Source organism: Bordetella genomosp. 7 (genome assembly GCF_002261415.1).
Classification (GTDB): Bacteria; Pseudomonadota; Gammaproteobacteria; order Burkholderiales; family Burkholderiaceae_B; genus Bordetella_A.
This window is the reverse complement of the sequence record NZ_NEVI01000023.1, coordinates 153,462-169,763: the sequence shown is the minus strand read 5'-3', so window position 1 is coordinate 169,763 and position 16,302 is coordinate 153,462. Positions and strand designations below refer to the sequence as shown.

Below are 16,302 nucleotides of genomic sequence, written 5' to 3'. Positions count from 1 at the left end.
GGTCAGGAATGGCGCGGCGCCGTGGCCCGCTTGAGCACGTTCTTCATCTTGACGCGATGCGCCAGGACTGCGCTGGCCAATGCCAGCACGGCGCAGATGATCAGGCCGGCGCGCACGCCGTCCAGCACCGACGTATGGCCAATGATGATGCCCACCATCGCGGTGCCGGCGGCGCTACCGATGGCCCGTGTGGTCTGCACCAGCGCCGACGCCACCCCCACGTCGCGCCGCTCGCTCAGCATCTGCATGAACAGGGTCAGGTTGGGCAGCATGAATCCCAGCGCGCAACCGTTGACGAAGAACGCAGCAAGAATCCAGGCGACAGGTGTGTCCGTCCTGAATACGAACACCATCATCGAACCCACGGCGAGCAGGCAGCCGCCAAACACCATCAGCCGCTGCGGCTCGCTTTGCTTGGGAAACAACAGCCCGTTGATGATGCTGCCCACCGGGATGGCCGCCACCAGTGGCGTCAGCAGCAGGCCGGCCTGGCTGGGGGTATAGCCCATTTCGGCCTGCAGTAGCAGCGGGGTATAGAAAATCAGCACGAACATGACCGCGCCCACGGCCACCGCGGCAAGATTGAGCAGCTGCGATTCCCGGCGGGCGATGACGCGCAGCGGGAAGATGGGCGATGCCACGCGCCGTTCGTACGGCAGCAGCAACGCGATGGCGGCCAGGCCGGCCAGCATCAGCGCCAGGGCCACCATAGGCAGCCCGTCCCCGGGGGCAAACGCCAGTTCCATGGCGGCCAGCGGCGCACTGACCGCCACGACCAGCAACACGCTGCCCAGCCAGTCGATGCGGGGCTTGGCCGCGCCTGCGTGCGGGCGTATGCGCGGGAAATAGCGCGCCAGCAGCAACAGCGCGGCCACCGCGGCAACCGGCGCAATGAAAAACGCCGCGCGCCATCCCAGCGCCTGCGTGACCGCGCCGCCCAGCAACGGGCCCACGCCGCTTGCCATGGCGAACGCGGCCGAAACCAGCGCCAGCCATCGCACCCTTTCTTTGGCGTCGGGAAACAGGTCGGCGGGCGCGGCGAATGCCGTGGCGATCATCATGCCGCCGCCTATGCCCTGCAACGTGCGAAAGGCAATGAGCTGAGGCATGGACTGCGACAGGCCGCAGGCGATGGAGCCCAGCGCAATAATGGACACTGACAGCAGCATCAAGGGCTTGCGCCCGTACAGGTCGCCCAGGCGACCGAAAATCATGATGGACGCCGCCGTGGCCAGCAGGTAGCCGGTGCCCACCCACGCATACAGCGCCATGCCGTCCAGGGCTTCGGCCACCTGGGGCAACGTTGTGCTGACAATGGTGGAATCGAACGCCGCCAGCACTACCGTGGCGGCCACGCCGAGCATGGCCTTGAGCAGATCGCGACGGGAGCGTAAGGGGGAACCGGGCGGAGGAACGGGTGCTGGCGCGGCAGGCGTCGTCATGACGCCAAGCATATCACTGCCGGCTTAGGGATTTCACCTATTTGTAGAAGGCGTGGTAGCCCAGTATGACCAGCACCACCGCCGCCACGGCCAGCCACGACCAGCGCGAAGCGGCCAGGCCGCGCTCGGGCTCTTCGGGCTCGGGGGGAGGCGCGGCGCGCGGCACCTTGGCCATGTGCTCGATGAACGCGCCGAAGAATTTGTTCACCAGCTTGCCGCCCGCGTTCATCAGGATGGGCTCGCCCACCTGGGCCAGCGACCCGCCCGCCATGGCCGCCACGGTATAAGCCAGGCGCGTGCCGTCGTCTTTGGGGGAAAGGGTGATCTGCGCGGTGCCGATCGCCAGGCTTGCGGCCGTGCTCTTGGCATCGAAGGCCACTGCGCAGCCGTGCGGGGGGTTGAGTTCGGACAGCAGCACATCGCATTCATAGTGCGATTCCTGGCCGGCCACCCTGGCGTGCAACGACAACGCGTATTCCGTGGCCGTGCGTTTTTCTACCCGGACGCAACCCGGCAGGCACTTCTGCAGCACTTCCGGATCCATGAGGGCATCCCACGTTTGGTGTGGGGTGGAGGGTATCCATTGGGCATCCGCAATGCGCATGGCGGTCTCCTGGGGTGCTTTGGTTCCATTGTGGCCCTGCAAGACGCAGTTGTCACGCCGACGGGCAGATTGCGCCAAGCGACCAGCCTGCACAACGATTTTCATTTAATAATTTGATGTATCGTAATATCACAATTCGATACGGTTAAAATCTGGTTGGTTAATCAATTTGCACGGCGGCTCTAACGCGCAGCCTGCGCACGGAGTTTTTTGGTGTTCTTACGTATAAGCTGGGCCGCGCTGCTGCCTGTGTTGGTGGCGGTTTCGCCGCCGTTGTTGATGACCGTGTCCAGCGCGGCCAGCGTGATCTTCTACGTGCTGGTTCTGGCATTTGCCATCGGCCTGGGGGGCCTGGCCTGTCGGCCGTCGCTGCGTCTGCCCGGATTCTGGGACACCTGGAAGCCGCTGGGCGTCGGCATGGTCATGGTCGTGGCGTCTGTGCTGGCCAGCCAGCTGTATCACGGGCAATTCAGCGGCGCGGGGCTTGAGCGCGCGATCCGCGCCGCGGCCATCCTGCCCGTTACGTGGGTGCTGCTGTATGCAAGGCCCGCGTGGCTGCGCCAGATTCAATGGGGCATCCTGGCCGGGGCCCTCACTGCGGCGTGGCTGCTGCTGTTTCCGCAGCAGGTGGCCGGGTCGCGTCCCTATACAGCGGGCTATACCCCCTATAACAGCGTCACGTTCGGCAACCTGACGCTGTTGTTCTCCGTCATGGCATGGCTGTCGATAGGCTGGCGCCTGACGCGCTGGCATCGCACCGAGATCGCGGTAAAGCTGTTGGCCGGCGGCCTGGGGTTCGCCGGTTTCATCGCTTCGGAAACGCGCTCGGGATGGCTGGCCATCCCGGTGTTCCTGCTGATCGGCGTGTGCGCCTACAACCGCGTGCCCTGGTCGCGCCGGCTGGCCGCCGTGGGCGCCGCCGTGGCGATAGGCTGCGGGGTCATCGCGGCCAACGATGCGCTCAACGATCGCGTCGAGGCGGGCGTGAAGCAGTGGAAGGAATGCCAGGTGCACGAGCTGAGCGACACGTCGGTGTGTGTGCGCCTGCAGCTGGCGCGCGCCGCGCTCGAAATGTGGAAGGCCAGCCCCGTGTTCGGGGTAGGCGAAAAAGGTTTCGATCCCACCCTCGAAGCCCTGCAGAAGCGCGGCATCGTATCGGCCGATGTGGCCCGCACCTACGGCGAAACCCACAACGACATGCTTTACGTGCTGGCGCAGTACGGCGCCCTGGGTCTGCTGGGCGGGCTGCTGGTGATCTACCTGCTGCCGGCCTGGTACTTTGCCCGCCGCATCGGCGACGGCGACCGCGCCATCCGTACGGCCGCCGCCATGGGGCTGTGCATCTGCCTGGGCTTTGCCATATTCGGCCTGACGGAACTGATGTTCCGCGGCATGCGCACGGTGGCCTTCTATTCGATCTGGGTGGGGGCGATGCTGGCGTTGACGTATCCGCGCCGCGACCGCGCCACGCAGTCTGCCTGAAACGTGCGGATGTCAGGCCAGGCTGGCGCGCAGCGCCGTTTCCGGATCAACGGGGGGCGTCCAGTCCAGTGCTGCATGCGCATGGGACCAGTCGACCAGCAGGGGCCGGGTGAGGCTGTCCATTTCGCGGCGCAGGCCGGCCAGCCTTGCGGCGGCCCGCAGCCACGCGGCAGGCAACGGGAACAAGCGCGCCGGCCGGCCCGATTCCTGCGCCATGGCGCGCAGCAGCTGCGGCACGGTGTAGTCCGAGCCGTCGCCCGCCAGGAAAAGGCCGTGGCCGGCAGGGTGTGCCGCCACGTGCAGCAGCAGGTCTGCCAGGTTTGCAACATAGATAAACGAACGCGGCGCATCCAATGCGCCGAACGGCAGGGGCGCGCCGGTTTGCAGCAGCTTGCGCAGCCGCGCGAAATTGCCCGGGCAAGCCGGCCCGTACACCATCGGCGGCCGCACAATCGCCAGTTGCGTGGGCGCGTCTTCATATTGCTGCTGCAGCGCTTCGTCGCCCCGGGCCTTGGAACGGGCATAGGGCGTGTCCGGCGCAAGGGGGGCCGCCTCGTTGAGCGGTTCGTCCCGCGTATTGCCATACACGCCTATCGAACTGACATGCACGAAGCGCCGCACGCCCGCCTGGCGGGCCTGGTCAGCCAGGCGCCGCGGCAATTGGTGGTTGGCCTCGTCGAAGGCGTCGTGGCCCGCGCCGGTGTCCGTCGTATGGGCCCGGCCGGCCAGATTGAACAGGGCGTCGGCCTGATGGAAAGCGGCGGGCGGGGGCGCGTCATAGGGGTATGCCGCGACCCCTGGGGCCACGGCTCGCGACGCGTCGCGGGTCAGAATGAAGACCTGGAATCCGCGGTGCAACGCTGCCGCCGTGGTTTGGCGACCTATGTAACCGCTTGCTCCGGCGATGATTACTTTCAATTCTTCCTCGCGCTTAAGCTGGCCACCCAATTTTCTCAGAGTTCCGAGTGGCCAGCCACCCTCATGGAAGCGCGCGCAGGCAGGAATACAATAGCGCCGACCCCGGCCGCGACGGCGCCGCTGCGCTATGCGGCGCACTTGGGGAAGCTGCACAGGCAGAGTGGCAAATCGTGAAAATAGTAAATGTAACTAATACTGGGCGGATTTAATGAAACTCGATGGCTCAAGAATTTTGGTCATTGGTGGCGCAGGCTTTATAGGAAGCTTTGTCGTCGCCGAACTGCTGAAGCATAACGTCGCCCAAGTGGTCATCTACGACAACTTCGCGCGCGGCAAGCAGAGCAATATCGCAGAATATCTAAAAGATCCGCGTTGCACGATCTATCCGCATGGGGGAGACATCCGCGACGTAGATCTGCTGAATGACGCCATGCAAGGGGTAGACGGCGTCGTTCATCTCGCCGCGATGTGGCTCCTGCATTGCAAGGATTTTCCTCGCACCGCATTCCACGTCAACATTGAAGGCACATTCAATGTTCTGGAGGCATGTGTCCGGAACAATGTGAAACGTCTAGTTTATTCGTCGTCGGCATCCGTATATGGCGATGCTGTGGAAGTCCCCATGACTGAGGCCCACCCGTTCAACAATCGCAATTTCTACGGCGCGACCAAGATATCAGGCGAGGCAATGTGCCACGCATTCCATGATCGTTATGGTCTCAGCTATGTCGGATTGCGGTACATGAATGTCTACGGGCCTCACCAAGACCAGACCGCGGCTTACACAGGCGTGATTCCCATCATGCTCAACAAGATCGACCTGAACGAGGCGCCTGTCATCAATGGCGACGGCACGCAGGCTTACGACTTTGTTTACGTGGAAGATGTGGCGCGCTGCAATGTTCTTGCCCTCGAAGCGTCGGCGACTGACGAGTTCTACAACGTCGGAACCGGTGTGCAGACGACGATTAAAGAACTGTGCGATTTGATTCTCGATCTGAAAAAATCCGATCTCCGAGTTCAGTACAAGCCGTACAGCGATGACGATGCACGCCGAATGGTACAGAATCGCATCGGGTGCCCTGAAAAGGCCAAGCAAGACCTTGGCTTTACATATTCGTATGGCCTGCCCGACGGTTTGCAGAAATTAATAGAGTGGCGGCAGAACAATCGAGGTTTCCAATGAGTGACCGATCCGACGTCCGGAATATCGCCATTTCATTGCCATGCACCGGCGAAGAAGAATGGTTGGCGGCAAAAGAGCCTTTGATGAGCGGTTGGCTGACGCAAGGGCCCAAAGTCGCCGCGTTCGAGAAAGCCTTCGCCGAGCGACATCAGGTGTCGCATGCATTGGCAGTGACCTCATGCACGACGGGCTTGCATCTTATCCTCGCCGCAATGGGTATCGGCCCCGGCGACGAAGTCATCGTCCCATCGTTCACTTGGGTAGCCACGGCAAACGCAGTGCTATATTGCGGCGCAACTCCGGTGCTGGTGGATGTCGACCGCTCGACGTTCAACCTTGACATCGTGCAGGCGGCCGCCAAGGTCACCGAGCGAACCCGGGCGGTGATCGCAGTCCACCTGTTTGGCCTTTGTGCGGATGTGGATGCACTGCGGGCTGCGCTGCCGAGCCACATTGCCATCATCGAAGATGCCGCATGCGCGGCGGGCGCCGCGCATGCGGGGCGTCCCGCAGGAAGCTTGGGGGATGCCGCGGCATTCTCTTTTCATCCGCGCAAGTCGGTAACGACCGGTGAAGGAGGCATGGTCACTACTCAGTCTGCCGAGCTTGCCGACGTCATGAACCAAATGCGCAACCACGGCGCCAGCATTTCCGAAGAGCAACGGCACAACGGCCCGCAACCGTGGTTACTGCCCGATTTCAACCTATTGGGTTACAACTACCGCATGACCGACCTTCAGGGCGCAGTGGGGTTAGTACAGCTTCGTAAGCTCGATTCATTCATCGATGAGCGTGCCAAATGGGCGGCATATTACCGCGCGCAACTTTCCGATATCGAGTGGCTGCGCTTGCCGTCCGAACCGCAGAACGCGCGTCATGGGTGGCAGTCTTTCGTGACCTGGGTCGATCCCGAGCGCGCACCGGCTGCGCGCAATGACATAATGAAAGACCTGCAGCAAATGGGCGTTGCGACGCGACCCGGTACGCATGCTGTGCATATGTTGAATCTGTATCGCGAAAAATTCGGGTTTGGCGATGACGATTTTCCGGCCGCGCGCGACTGCAGCAACCACACTATGGCTATCCCTCTACACAATCGTATGAGTGAGGACGATTACCGCTACGTGGTGACTGCAATACGAAAGATCTCGGGTCGCGCTTAGGCCGGCGCGCTACACCCAGTTCCGTGCAGGTGCCGTTTTCACAGGCACCTTCCTCTTATTTTTTCACTAGACAAACTATGTGCGGCATCGCCGGCTTTATCCATACCGACGGCACACGTGCGACGCGCGAAATGCTGCAGCGCATGACCGATGCCATTGCCCACCGCGGGCCCGATGGCGAGGGTGCTTGGGTCGACAAGGCCGTGGCGCTGGGACATCGGCGCTTGGCGATTATCGACCCGTCGCCTCTCGGTCGTCAGCCGATGCCGAGTCATGACGGCCGCTATGTCTTCGTTTACAACGGCGAAGTCTACAACTTCAGGGAACTGAGGGCCGAGCTGGAACAGTGCGGCCATGTTTTCAAGTCCGGCACTGACAGCGAGGTCGTTTTATGCGCCTTGGCTGCCTGGGGGGTGGATAAGGCATTGGCCCGTTTCAACGGCATGTTCGCCTTTGCCCTATGGGACAAGCGCGAGCAGCGGTTGATCCTGGCTCGTGACCGTTGTGGCATAAAGCCACTGTACTACACCCAGTCCGGTACTTTTTTCGCATTCGGCTCAGAACAGAAAGCCATCTTGGCGAGCGGGCAGGTGCACCCGCAAATCGATCGCGCAGCCCTGCTTGAGTATTTCACCTTTCAGAATATCTTCACCGACCGTACGTTGCTGCAGAATGTGCGGCTTCTTCCGGCGGGATGCTACCTGTCCATCGACGGGGCCGGGAAGTATCCGCATCTGACGCGATACTGGGACTACGACTTCCAAGAGCCTACGACGCCGGCGGATCCCCTTGAATACCGCGAGGAGCTCGATCGACTGTTCCAACAGGCGGTGAACCGCCAGTTGGTGACGGATGTTGAACTGGGCAGTTACCTAAGCGGCGGCATGGACTCGGGCTCGATCACGGCCATAGCTGCGCAAAGATACCCGTATATCAAGACCTTCACTTGTGGATTCGACCTTCATTCCGCGTCGGGTATCGAGTTGAATTTCGATGAACGCTCGAAAGCGGAGTACATGTCTTATCTGTTCAAGACCGAGCACTACGAAATGGTCTTGAAGGCTGGCGACATGGAGCGAGCGCTGCCCCGGCTGATTCACCATATGGAAGAGCCGCGCGTCGGGCAAAGCTACCCCAATTTTTATGCGGCCCAGATGGCCTCGAAATTCGTGAAGGTCGTGCTATCGGGCGCGGGCGGCGACGAGCTGTTCGGTGGGTATCCCTGGCGATACTACCGGGCAGTCGTCAACATCGATTTCGAGGACTACGTCGACAAGTATTATGAATTCTGGCAACGCCTGATTCCTTCTCACCGCATCTCCCAGGTATTTTCCCCGATCTGGCGTGACGTCAAGGATATCGACACACGGAAAATTTTCCGTAGTGTCTTCAAGCATCATGCCGACCGGCTGAATTCGCCCGAAGATTACATCAACCACTCGCTCTACTTCGAGGCTAAAACGTTCCTGCACGGCTTGCTGGTCGTCGAAGACAAGCTGAGCATGGCGCACGGACTTGAGACGCGCGTGCCCTACTTGGACCAGGATCTGGTCGACTTCTCCATGCGGTGCCCGGTAGGCCTCAAGCTCCGGAATCTGAGCGAGGTCGTACGCCTGAATGAGAACGAGCCGGGGCTGAAATCCAGCAAGTATTTCGAACGTACCCGTGACGGCAAACAAATTTTGCGTGACGCCATGAACAAGTATGTTCCCCCGGACATCGTAACTGCGGCCAAGCAGGGGTTCTCCGCGCCCGACGCCAGTTGGTTCAAGGGCGAAAGCATGGAGTTCGTGCGCCGCCGCCTGCTAGAAGGCGATGCTCCCATTTATTCTTATCTGGATCGTAGCAGTGTCCATGGCCTGGTACAGGAACACCTGGAGGGCCGCGAGAATCGACGCCTGTTGATTTGGTCTTTGCTGAGCTTTGATGAGTACCTGAGGCAATTGCCATGAAGCCTATACGTGTTCTTTTCGTTGGCGCCAGCAACTTCGGTCTCGCATGCCTCGAAGCGCTCTTCGCGAGCGAAGAGATCAAGATCGTGGGCATTTTGACGGCGCCTCGCGATTTCAAGATTTCTTATAGTGAAACCGGTGTGCGAAACTACCTGCATAGCGATATTGCGCACCAATACGCCCGCAGCGATGTGCCGGTGTACGTCATGCACGGACGGATGAATGACCCGGCGTTGCTGCGGTTCATTGATGAACAGAAGCCGGATGCGATTGTGGTGGCAGGCTGGTACCACATGGTCCCGCGCTCGATCTACGAGTGCTACAAGGTTGCGGGTTTGCATGCATCTCTGTTGCCGCGGTATAGCGGTCATGCGCCACTGGTCTGGAGCATTCTGAACAACGAGGCAGAGGCGGGGATTTCGCTTTTTCGCATCGCCCAAGGCGTCGATTCGGGAGAGATCATCGGTAGCCGCGCCACTGAGATATTGTTCAGCGACACTATCGCAAGCTTGTATGGCCGTATCCAGCGATTGGCCATCGAGTTGCTCCAGAACGATTTGCTTCCGTGGGTGCGCAACGAGGTGCCAGGACGTGCCCAGGACGACGCACAACGTACGGTCATGCCTCCCCGCACGCCTGCGGACGGCGAGCTCGACTGGCGGGCGAATGCGCTGCAAATTTATAACGCGGTTCGCGCCCAGAGCCATCCGTATCCTGGCGCTTTTACGTATTTGGGCAGGACCCGAATCGGCATCGAAACCGCGCACATAGATTTCCAGCGCAGGGCTGAGCCGCATAGAGCCTGCGGCACGGTGGTGGCCATTGACGACGACGGCATGCTGGTGTCTTGCTTGCCCGGGGAGTATCTGCTGAAGGTGGCAACGGTCAGAACGGCTGATGAGGCCATCGTGCCTGCTGCGGCATGGGCACGCAGCGTCGATGTGCGCCCCGGGCAGATGTTCGGTCGCGGTAGAAACTAATGTGCGGCGCCGCACCTTGGTATCGGGGTGCGGCGATGTGCCAATCTTTGCAAGAGAGCATAAATGAAGGTGATATGTAGCCGGTGTGTGTACGACTCGAATGTCTCGGGGATATCCTTTGATGCCGATGGCGTTTGCAACTATTGCCGTCAGATTGAAGCGCTCGAAGAACAGTATCAAACGGGCAAGCCGGGTGGTCAAGCTGCATTGGACGCGATCATTCGAGAGATCCGGCGCGACGGCAAAGGCAAGAAGTATGACTGTGTCATCGGCGTGAGCGGGGGCACAGATTCATCGTACCTGCTGATCAAGGCGTTGGAGTGGGGGTTGCGGCCGTTGGCGGTGCATTACGACAATACTTGGAATTCAGCCATCGCCACCGAGAACATCCGCAAGGTAACGTCTGCACTGAAGATCGACCTATACACCTACGTGCTGGACAACCGGGAGTCGGAAGATATCTTCAGGGCATTCATGATGGCGGGGGTGCCCGAGTTCGATGCATCCACTGATCTGGGATTCGTCCAGACGATACGCAAGGCGGCTGCGAAATTCGGGGTGCGCTATATCCTGGAGGGCCATTCATTCCAGGCGGAAGGCATCTCGCCCATGGGCAAGAACTACTTCGACGGAAAGTACATCGCGAGCATCCACAAACAGTATGGGCGTATCAAGCCGAAGACGTATCCGAATATGCGATTCGGCAGCTTCATGAAGTGGATGTTGTTGTACAGGCAGAAATTCGTGCGGCCACTTTGGTATATCGCATATTCCAAAGAAGAGGCGCGCCAGATTCTCACCGAAAAGACTGGGTGGCAGTATTACGGTGGACATCACCTTGAAAACCGCGCCACATCGTTCTTGCATACGGTATACAACCCGCAAAAATTCGGCATCGATAATCGGAATCTGAGCCTGTCGGCCGAGGTGCGTACAGGCAAGACACCGCGCGACGAGGCGCTGGCCATTCTCGACACCCCGATCGTGCCGGATCCCGAACTGATTGCGTACGCCAAGAAGCGTATGGGTCTGAGCGATGAGCAATACGCACAATTGATGGCAGGACCCAACCGGACTTTCCGAGATTTTCCTACTTACAAGAAGCGTTTCGAGCGCATGCGGCCGCTGTTCAAGGTCCTGGCCGATGCAAACCTGGTGCCCATGAGTTTCTACCTGAAGTATTGTTTTCCCCTGCCCGACGAGCGTCGTTGAAGTCCACGGAAAGGCGTTATGCCGCGCCAAATTGATAGGTGATGCATGCTGCAGACTCGAGTCATCCCCTGCCTGTTGCTGCGTGACGGGGCACTCGTCAAAACCGTTCGGTTCAAGAACGGCCGATACATTGGCGACCCTGTCAATACAGTGCGGATATTCAACGAGCTAGAAGTCGATGAGCTGATCGTGCTGGATATTCGCGCGACGATAGAGGGTCGCGAGCCGGATTTTTCGCTGTTGGCCGAAATAGCGGACGAATGCTTCATGCCGCTAGCTTATGGCGGCGGGGTTTCGTCTTTGCTGGATGCGGAACGCATATTCAAGATCGGCGTCGAGAAAGTGATCATCAATACGAGCGCGGTGCGCGCCCCCCAGTTGATCGGGCAGATTGCCGAGGTATTTGGCAGCCAAAGCTTGATCGTGTCGATCGACGTGAAAAGAACCTGGCGGGGGCGCGAGGTCGTGCATACCCATGGGGGGACCGTCAAGACGGGCAAAGATCCGGTGGCGTGGGCGATCGAAGTACAGTCTCTGGGCGCGGGTGAGATCATGCTCACGGATATCGATCGGGAAGGCACCTGGCGCGGGATTGATACCAAGTTGATCCGATCCGTGGCTGAGGCCGTGTCCGTTCCCCTGATAGCCCATGGCGGCTGTGCCAGCATCGCGGATATCGAGGCCGCCGTCAAAATAGGCCACGCATCGGCGGTTGGCGTGGGCAGCATGGTGGTTTACCAGGGGAAAGGTATGGGGGTGCTGGTGAATTTCCCGGACCAGTCCCGGTTGCGCGAAACCCTGAAGGGACATGAGCATGGCTAGACCCAGCGTGGCGTTCATCGGCAACATGAACAACAACCACTTCTCGATTGCCCGTTATTTGCGCGATCGTGGTGTGGATGCGCACGTGCTCATGTACCACTCTGATTTCGAGCATTTTCACCCGGCTTGCGATAGCTATGACAGCCAGTATGAGTCCTTTTGCCGGACCTTGTCCTGGCCGGCGGAGACGCGGTTTCGCGAACTGACTCGCGAGCGCCTGCGGGCAGAGTTCGACGCCTACGACGTGCTGGTGGGGTGTGGCATTGCGCCCGCCTACGCATACCGCATGGGAAGGCCGCTAGATATATTTTGTCCGTATGGCGGCGACATCTGGGGATCGACGTTTTATCGATTTACCGGCCACCCGGTGAGATGGCCGGCGCAGGCCTACCAGGTGTATGCACGGCGCCGTGGGATACGATCAGCGGCCGTGTTTCATATGAGTCGTACCAACGATCTATACGAACGCCGGTATGCAAAGCTTGCAGGCAATTCGACGCGTTGGTTTGAAGGGATGCCCATGGTTTATGGGCCGATGTACGCCGCCGAGAACATCGACGGTATCTATGCCGGCTCCCGCTGGACCGACCGTTTTGCGCAGTTGCGGTCCGGCCATGACTTGATGGTTGTCTATCACGGCCGGCATGTTTGGCGTAAAGGTGTCGGCCCCGAGCCGGCGGCGAAGGGCGTGGAACGCCTACTGGCGGGGTGGGCCCGGTTCGTGAAAAGCGCTGCACGATGCAATGCCGTATTGGTCATGCTGGAGTATGGGGAGGATGTTGAGCGCACGCGTGCGTATGCACGAGAACTAGGCATACAAGATAGCACTGCCTGGCTGCCCCAGATGTATCGCAAAGATCTGATGGCAGGTATCCATATGGCGGATCTGGTATGTGGCGAGTTCGAGAACTCCTGGATGATGAGCGGGATTCTGTTTGAGGCGATGGTCGCCGGTAAGCCTATTATGGCGTATCGCGATGACGCCTTGTATGCCGATGAATATCCTGATCTATACCCGATTGTGAACGCGCGCGAGCCGGATGACATCGCTGCCGCCTTGGTGCATTGCAGCCAGTCTCGCGCATCAATGATGTTACTGGGCAAGCAGGGTCGTGAGTGGTACGAGCGGCGGGTGGTCGAACCCATCATTCAACGCTACCTCTCCTACGTTGAGCGGAAAATGAGTTTGTTACGGAAAGGCCAATGAGCTCGAATGACGTGCGCAAGCTTCCGCTTGCCCAACGATTGAGGTTCCTGGCAAAAGATTCGCTGTTGTACGGAGGGGCATCCGCGATCGAACGCAGCCTCGCGCTTATTACCTTTCCGATACTAGCAAGGCATTTTTCGATTGAAGAGTATGGCTGGATCGACTTGTTCACAGTTTGGGTTATGCTGTTTTCCCGTACGTTGGTTTTCGGTCAGGACTCTGCCGTTGCCCGGTACTACTATGAATACGAAGCTGTCGAAGCTCGCCGCCAACTGATCTCCCAATCGTTGATACTGCAGGTGTCGTTGATCATCCTGCTGTTGCCCTTCATCCTGGTTTTCGGGCCGGTTATCATTGGCATGCTGGTCCAGTCGCCAGATGCGCGTTACCTGATGCGCCTGGCGCTGCTGCAGGTACCGTTTATTGTACTGATCAACTTCTCACAGAACCTGCTGAAATGGACCTTCCGGCGCCGGGCGTTCCTGACGGTCTCTCTGGGCAGTTCCTTGACTTTCGTCGCTGGGCTGGTGATCTGGGCCAAATGGTTCACCTTGAGCATCGAGGCTTTGTACGTCATCGCGATCACTACAAAGCTGGTTTTTGCGCTTTTTGGCGTCTGGCTATCACGCAAGTGGCTGACCGTGCCGGCGAACTTCAAGTTCATGCGCGAGATGTTGCCCTTCGCGATTCCGTACGGGTGTATCAGTTTGATCGGCACCTTAGTGCCGGTTTTCGAGCGTTCTATTACCGCGTGGATTTTGGGCGCGCGCGAGCTCGGCGCCTATGCGGTGGCGGCAAAGATCGCCATGTTGTTGAATTTGATCGTGCAGGCATTCCAGATGGCGTGGGGGCCGTTTTCAATGTCTTTGTACAAGCAGCGCGACGCTATCCAGACGTACAACGTAGTGCTGAAAATCTTCACATTGGTCATATGCTTGTGCAGTCTGGGAGCGGCGCTGTTCGCCCCCGGCCTCCTTGCCCTGCTCACTGCCGGCCGTTATGCCGAAGGCGCGGCCGTGGTGTTCCCGCTTGCCATGGCAGTCGCCGCGCAGGCGATCGGCTGGGTGGTTGGTATTGGCATCGGATTTTCTAAGAAAAGTTATCTGACACTGTATGCATACTTGGTGTATCTGCCGGTATCGCTGGGTGCGATCTACGTGCTGGGCAGTCTGTTCGGCCTTGCCGGCATTGCGTTCGGCAGCATGCTCGGCTTTATCGTGCGGGCAGTGATCGAAGCCTGGCTAGCTCAGCGGGCCCATCCGATGGCTTGGTCTTACCGCCGGCCTTTGATGATCGTCGGCGTGACGATTCTTCTGGGTACGCTGTTGTATCGGGTGCCCTCATCCTTGCAGGGCGGTACTCAATGGTTGATCGCCGCTGTAGCATACTCGGCTTTATGGGTGGGGGCTTTCTTGGTCATGTTCGACCGGCCCACGCGTGCTCGTATTTGGAGCCTGCTTGACAGGCGATCGCGGTCATGAAGATTCTCTACTTGGCGGACGCCCGCTCGACGCACTTCCATCGGTGGTTTTTGAAGTACGCCGCCATGGGGCATGATGTGCACGTCGCCAGTGCCCGCCCTATGTCGTGGCCTGGAGTCACCACCCATGCACTCCCGTCGGGCGGGCCGTTCATTCCGCGGCTGGTCGTTTCGGCCGCCTGCCTGCATCGAATTCTGAAACGCGTGCAGCCGGATGTGGTGCATGCGCACCATGTTATCGAGTACGGTTTTATCGCAGCCTTGGCGGGTGCGCGCCCCTTGGTTTGTACAGCGATGGGAAGTGACGTATTGATCGGGATGGATTCACGGAAGCGGCGTTGGCTGGCCCGCTACGCCTGCAGGCGGGCCGGGCACGTCATCGTTCGTGGCGAGCATATGCGCGAGGCGGTTCGACGCCTTGGTGCCAGACGCATAACGGTAATTCCCAATGGGATCGACCTGGGTCGTTATCCCGCCCCGGCAGACGTGGTGATTGGGCGTGGGCGTACGATACTTTGCGCGCGCAATTTCAAGCCTGTATACAACATCCCAACTTTGGTAGAAGCTTTGGGCCTACTGCATGCGCGCGGTGTACCCTTCCAGGCAACCATTACCGGTGATGGTGAAGGACGGGCCGAGATTGAGCGCCGGCTTGATACATTGGGTATCCGCGACCGGGTAGCCTTGCCGGGTGCGATCGCGCCAGACGCTATGCCGGCTCTGTACGCGGCACATCGAATCTACGTCAGCCCTTCGCTGTCCGACGGTAGCTCGGTTGCAATGATGGAAGCGATGGCCTCTGGGTGCTTGCCGGTCGTTAGTGATATTCCGGCGAATCGGGCGTGGATCAATAATGGTGATAACGGCTATCTATTTGCCCCGACGGATGCCGGGCAGCTGTGTGATCGACTTGCCATGGCGCTTGATGGTCCGGACGGAGGCAAGTATGCGCTGGGTAGGAATCGCCAGTTAGTTGAGCAACGCGCCGATTTCGAGAAGTGCGTGGGCCAGGTATCGGCGGTCTATCAAGACGCGATAGCCGCGATGCCACGTGGATGAACCGCGGCGTGCCCGTGGTCAAAGCCCCGCGAAGTTACGCAATAGCGCCATGCCGAAGCGGTGACTTTTCTCGGGATGAAATTGTGCCCCATGGATATTCCCGCGCTGAACCATAGATGTGAAGGGGTGACCGTGTATTGTTTCGCCCACTATGTCGGACGGATCCATGCACTCCATGTGGTAGCTATGCACGAAATAAAACCTTGGCGGAGATTCGAATCCTTGCAGCAGCGGTCCTGGCCTGATGGGACGTACCTGGTTCCAACCCATGTGGGGAATCTTGAGCCGGGTATCCGAGAACGAGAAGCGCCGGCAATAGGCGTCGACGAGGCCGAGCCCTTTCATGCGGCCTTCTTCGCTGCCGCGCCCGAGCAACTGCATGCCCAGGCATATGCCCAGCATTGGGATGCGCCGGTGCGACGCACTTTCGATGAGCGGCGTGATGAGCCCGCGATCGGCGAGGGCCTGCATGGCGGCGTCGAAGGCCCCGACTCCCGGCAGCAGCAGTTTTTTCGCCTGCATGACCTCGACGGGCGCAGAAATCAGCTGAACCGGCACATTCAGCCTCTTGAACATGTTCGAGATGGAACCTAGATTGCCGACGCCGTAGTCCAGGATGCTGATCATCGAAAAATGTCCTTTTACCGTTCAGCCGTGCAGAGGGGCATCGCTTCTACCGAGAGCCGTAATTTTACTGCCGCGCAGCCCTGCGGCGCTACAATGTCGTGCCTGTGCGGAGACGGGTGTTTTCGGGTCAGTGCGACAGCCCAACTAAAGTCGGAACAATGAGAATCG

At 59.6% G+C, this 16,302-nt stretch carries 14 protein-coding genes; 10 read left to right on the top strand and 4 right to left on the bottom strand.

Translation table 11 applies throughout. The features are described 5' to 3' along the window. Positions 1–2: 2 nt before the first annotated feature. On the bottom strand, positions 3–1,442 hold the full coding sequence (locus tag CAL18_RS17695) for an MFS transporter (RefSeq protein WP_094818561.1): 1,440 nt from the start codon (positions 1,440–1,442) through the stop codon (positions 3–5). A 37-nt stretch (positions 1,443–1,479) separates the two neighbouring features. Beyond that, positions 1,480–2,046: an SRPBCC family protein gene (locus CAL18_RS17690; RefSeq protein WP_094797579.1), complete on the bottom strand. Its 567-nt coding sequence runs from the start codon at positions 2,044–2,046 to the stop codon at positions 1,480–1,482. A gap of 213 nt (positions 2,047–2,259) precedes the next feature. Here CAL18_RS17690 and CAL18_RS17685 point away from each other — a divergent pair, with 213 nt between their 5' ends. Next, the gene (locus CAL18_RS17685; protein ID WP_141214398.1) at positions 2,260–3,528 is read left to right on the top strand and encodes an O-antigen ligase family protein; all 1,269 of its coding nucleotides are present in this window, start codon (positions 2,260–2,262) and stop codon (positions 3,526–3,528) included. Positions 3,529–3,540: 12 nt separating this feature from the next. Here CAL18_RS17685 and CAL18_RS17680 read toward each other — a convergent pair whose 3' ends face one another. Continuing rightward, the gene (locus CAL18_RS17680) at positions 3,541–4,446 is read right to left on the bottom strand and encodes an NAD-dependent epimerase/dehydratase family protein (RefSeq protein WP_170940387.1); all 906 of its coding nucleotides are present in this window, start codon (positions 4,444–4,446) and stop codon (positions 3,541–3,543) included. Between the two features lie 208 nt (positions 4,447–4,654). On the opposite strand from CAL18_RS17680, the gene CAL18_RS17675 reads away from it, so the two are divergent. The 9 genes from CAL18_RS17675 to CAL18_RS17635 all read left to right on the top strand — a co-directional run bounded on the left by CAL18_RS17675 (position 4,655) and on the right by CAL18_RS17635 (position 15,507). Further along, positions 4,655–5,632 carry an NAD-dependent epimerase/dehydratase family protein gene (locus CAL18_RS17675; protein WP_094818436.1) on the top strand — a complete coding sequence of 326 codons (978 nt, stop codon included), beginning with the start codon at positions 4,655–4,657 and terminating at the stop codon, positions 5,630–5,632. Further along, positions 5,629–6,795: a DegT/DnrJ/EryC1/StrS family aminotransferase gene (locus CAL18_RS17670; RefSeq protein ID WP_094818435.1), complete on the top strand. Its 1,167-nt coding sequence runs from the start codon at positions 5,629–5,631 to the stop codon at positions 6,793–6,795. The genes CAL18_RS17675 and CAL18_RS17670 overlap by 4 nt, the downstream gene beginning before the upstream one ends. Positions 6,796–6,872: 77 nt before the next feature. Beyond that, complete coding sequence (gene asnB / locus CAL18_RS17665) at positions 6,873–8,747, top strand: asparagine synthase (glutamine-hydrolyzing) (protein WP_094818434.1); 1,875 nt, start codon at positions 6,873–6,875, stop codon at positions 8,745–8,747. Then, positions 8,744–9,727, top strand: a complete 984-nt coding sequence (locus CAL18_RS17660) for a methionyl-tRNA formyltransferase (protein WP_094818433.1) — start codon at positions 8,744–8,746, stop codon at positions 9,725–9,727. Before asnB ends, CAL18_RS17660 begins: the two co-directional genes overlap by 4 nt. 63 nt (positions 9,728–9,790) lie before the next feature. Beyond that, positions 9,791–10,939 carry an N-acetyl sugar amidotransferase gene (locus CAL18_RS17655; RefSeq protein ID WP_094818432.1) on the top strand — a complete coding sequence of 383 codons (1,149 nt, stop codon included), beginning with the start codon at positions 9,791–9,793 and terminating at the stop codon, positions 10,937–10,939. A gap of 45 nt (positions 10,940–10,984) precedes the next feature. Then, a complete protein-coding gene (locus tag CAL18_RS17650; protein ID WP_094818431.1) occupies positions 10,985–11,761 on the top strand; it encodes an AglZ/HisF2 family acetamidino modification protein in 777 nt (258 codons plus the stop codon). Continuing rightward, a complete protein-coding gene (locus CAL18_RS17645; RefSeq protein WP_141217787.1) occupies positions 11,754–12,968 on the top strand; it encodes a glycosyltransferase in 1,215 nt (404 codons plus the stop codon). The genes CAL18_RS17650 and CAL18_RS17645 overlap by 8 nt, the downstream gene beginning before the upstream one ends. Beyond that, positions 12,965–14,449 carry a lipopolysaccharide biosynthesis protein gene (locus CAL18_RS17640; protein ID WP_094818429.1) on the top strand — a complete coding sequence of 495 codons (1,485 nt, stop codon included), beginning with the start codon at positions 12,965–12,967 and terminating at the stop codon, positions 14,447–14,449. The genes CAL18_RS17645 and CAL18_RS17640 overlap by 4 nt, the downstream gene beginning before the upstream one ends. Further along, positions 14,446–15,507, top strand: coding sequence for a glycosyltransferase (locus CAL18_RS17635; protein ID WP_094818428.1), 1,062 nt, complete (start codon positions 14,446–14,448; stop codon positions 15,505–15,507). The genes CAL18_RS17640 and CAL18_RS17635 overlap by 4 nt, the downstream gene beginning before the upstream one ends. 18 nt (positions 15,508–15,525) lie before the next feature. Here CAL18_RS17635 and hisH read toward each other — a convergent pair whose 3' ends face one another. After that, a complete protein-coding gene (gene hisH / locus CAL18_RS17630; RefSeq protein WP_094818427.1) occupies positions 15,526–16,134 on the bottom strand; it encodes an imidazole glycerol phosphate synthase subunit HisH in 609 nt (202 codons plus the stop codon). Positions 16,135–16,302: the final 168 nt, after the last annotated feature.

Bases quoted from the DNA above. Each gene is read 5' to 3' on its own strand.
- CAL18_RS17695 (WP_094818561.1), bottom strand. From the start codon at position 1,442: ATGACGACGCCTGCCGCGCCAGCACCCGTTCCTCCGCCCGGTTCCCCC.
- CAL18_RS17690 (WP_094797579.1), bottom strand. From the start codon at position 2,046: ATGCGCATTGCGGATGCCCAATGGATACCCTCCACCCCACACCAAACG.
- CAL18_RS17675 (WP_094818436.1), top strand. From the start codon at position 4,655: ATGAAACTCGATGGCTCAAGAATTTTGGTCATTGGTGGCGCAGGCTTT.
- CAL18_RS17670 (WP_094818435.1), top strand. From the start codon at position 5,629: ATGAGTGACCGATCCGACGTCCGGAATATCGCCATTTCATTGCCATGC.
- asnB (WP_094818434.1), top strand. From the start codon at position 6,873: ATGTGCGGCATCGCCGGCTTTATCCATACCGACGGCACACGTGCGACG.
- CAL18_RS17660 (WP_094818433.1), top strand. From the start codon at position 8,744: ATGAAGCCTATACGTGTTCTTTTCGTTGGCGCCAGCAACTTCGGTCTC.
- CAL18_RS17655 (WP_094818432.1), top strand. From the start codon at position 9,791: ATGAAGGTGATATGTAGCCGGTGTGTGTACGACTCGAATGTCTCGGGG.
- CAL18_RS17650 (WP_094818431.1), top strand. From the start codon at position 10,985: ATGCTGCAGACTCGAGTCATCCCCTGCCTGTTGCTGCGTGACGGGGCA.
- CAL18_RS17645 (WP_141217787.1), top strand. From the start codon at position 11,754: ATGGCTAGACCCAGCGTGGCGTTCATCGGCAACATGAACAACAACCAC.
- CAL18_RS17640 (WP_094818429.1), top strand. From the start codon at position 12,965: ATGAGCTCGAATGACGTGCGCAAGCTTCCGCTTGCCCAACGATTGAGG.
- CAL18_RS17635 (WP_094818428.1), top strand. From the start codon at position 14,446: ATGAAGATTCTCTACTTGGCGGACGCCCGCTCGACGCACTTCCATCGG.
- hisH (WP_094818427.1), bottom strand. From the start codon at position 16,134: ATGATCAGCATCCTGGACTACGGCGTCGGCAATCTAGGTTCCATCTCG.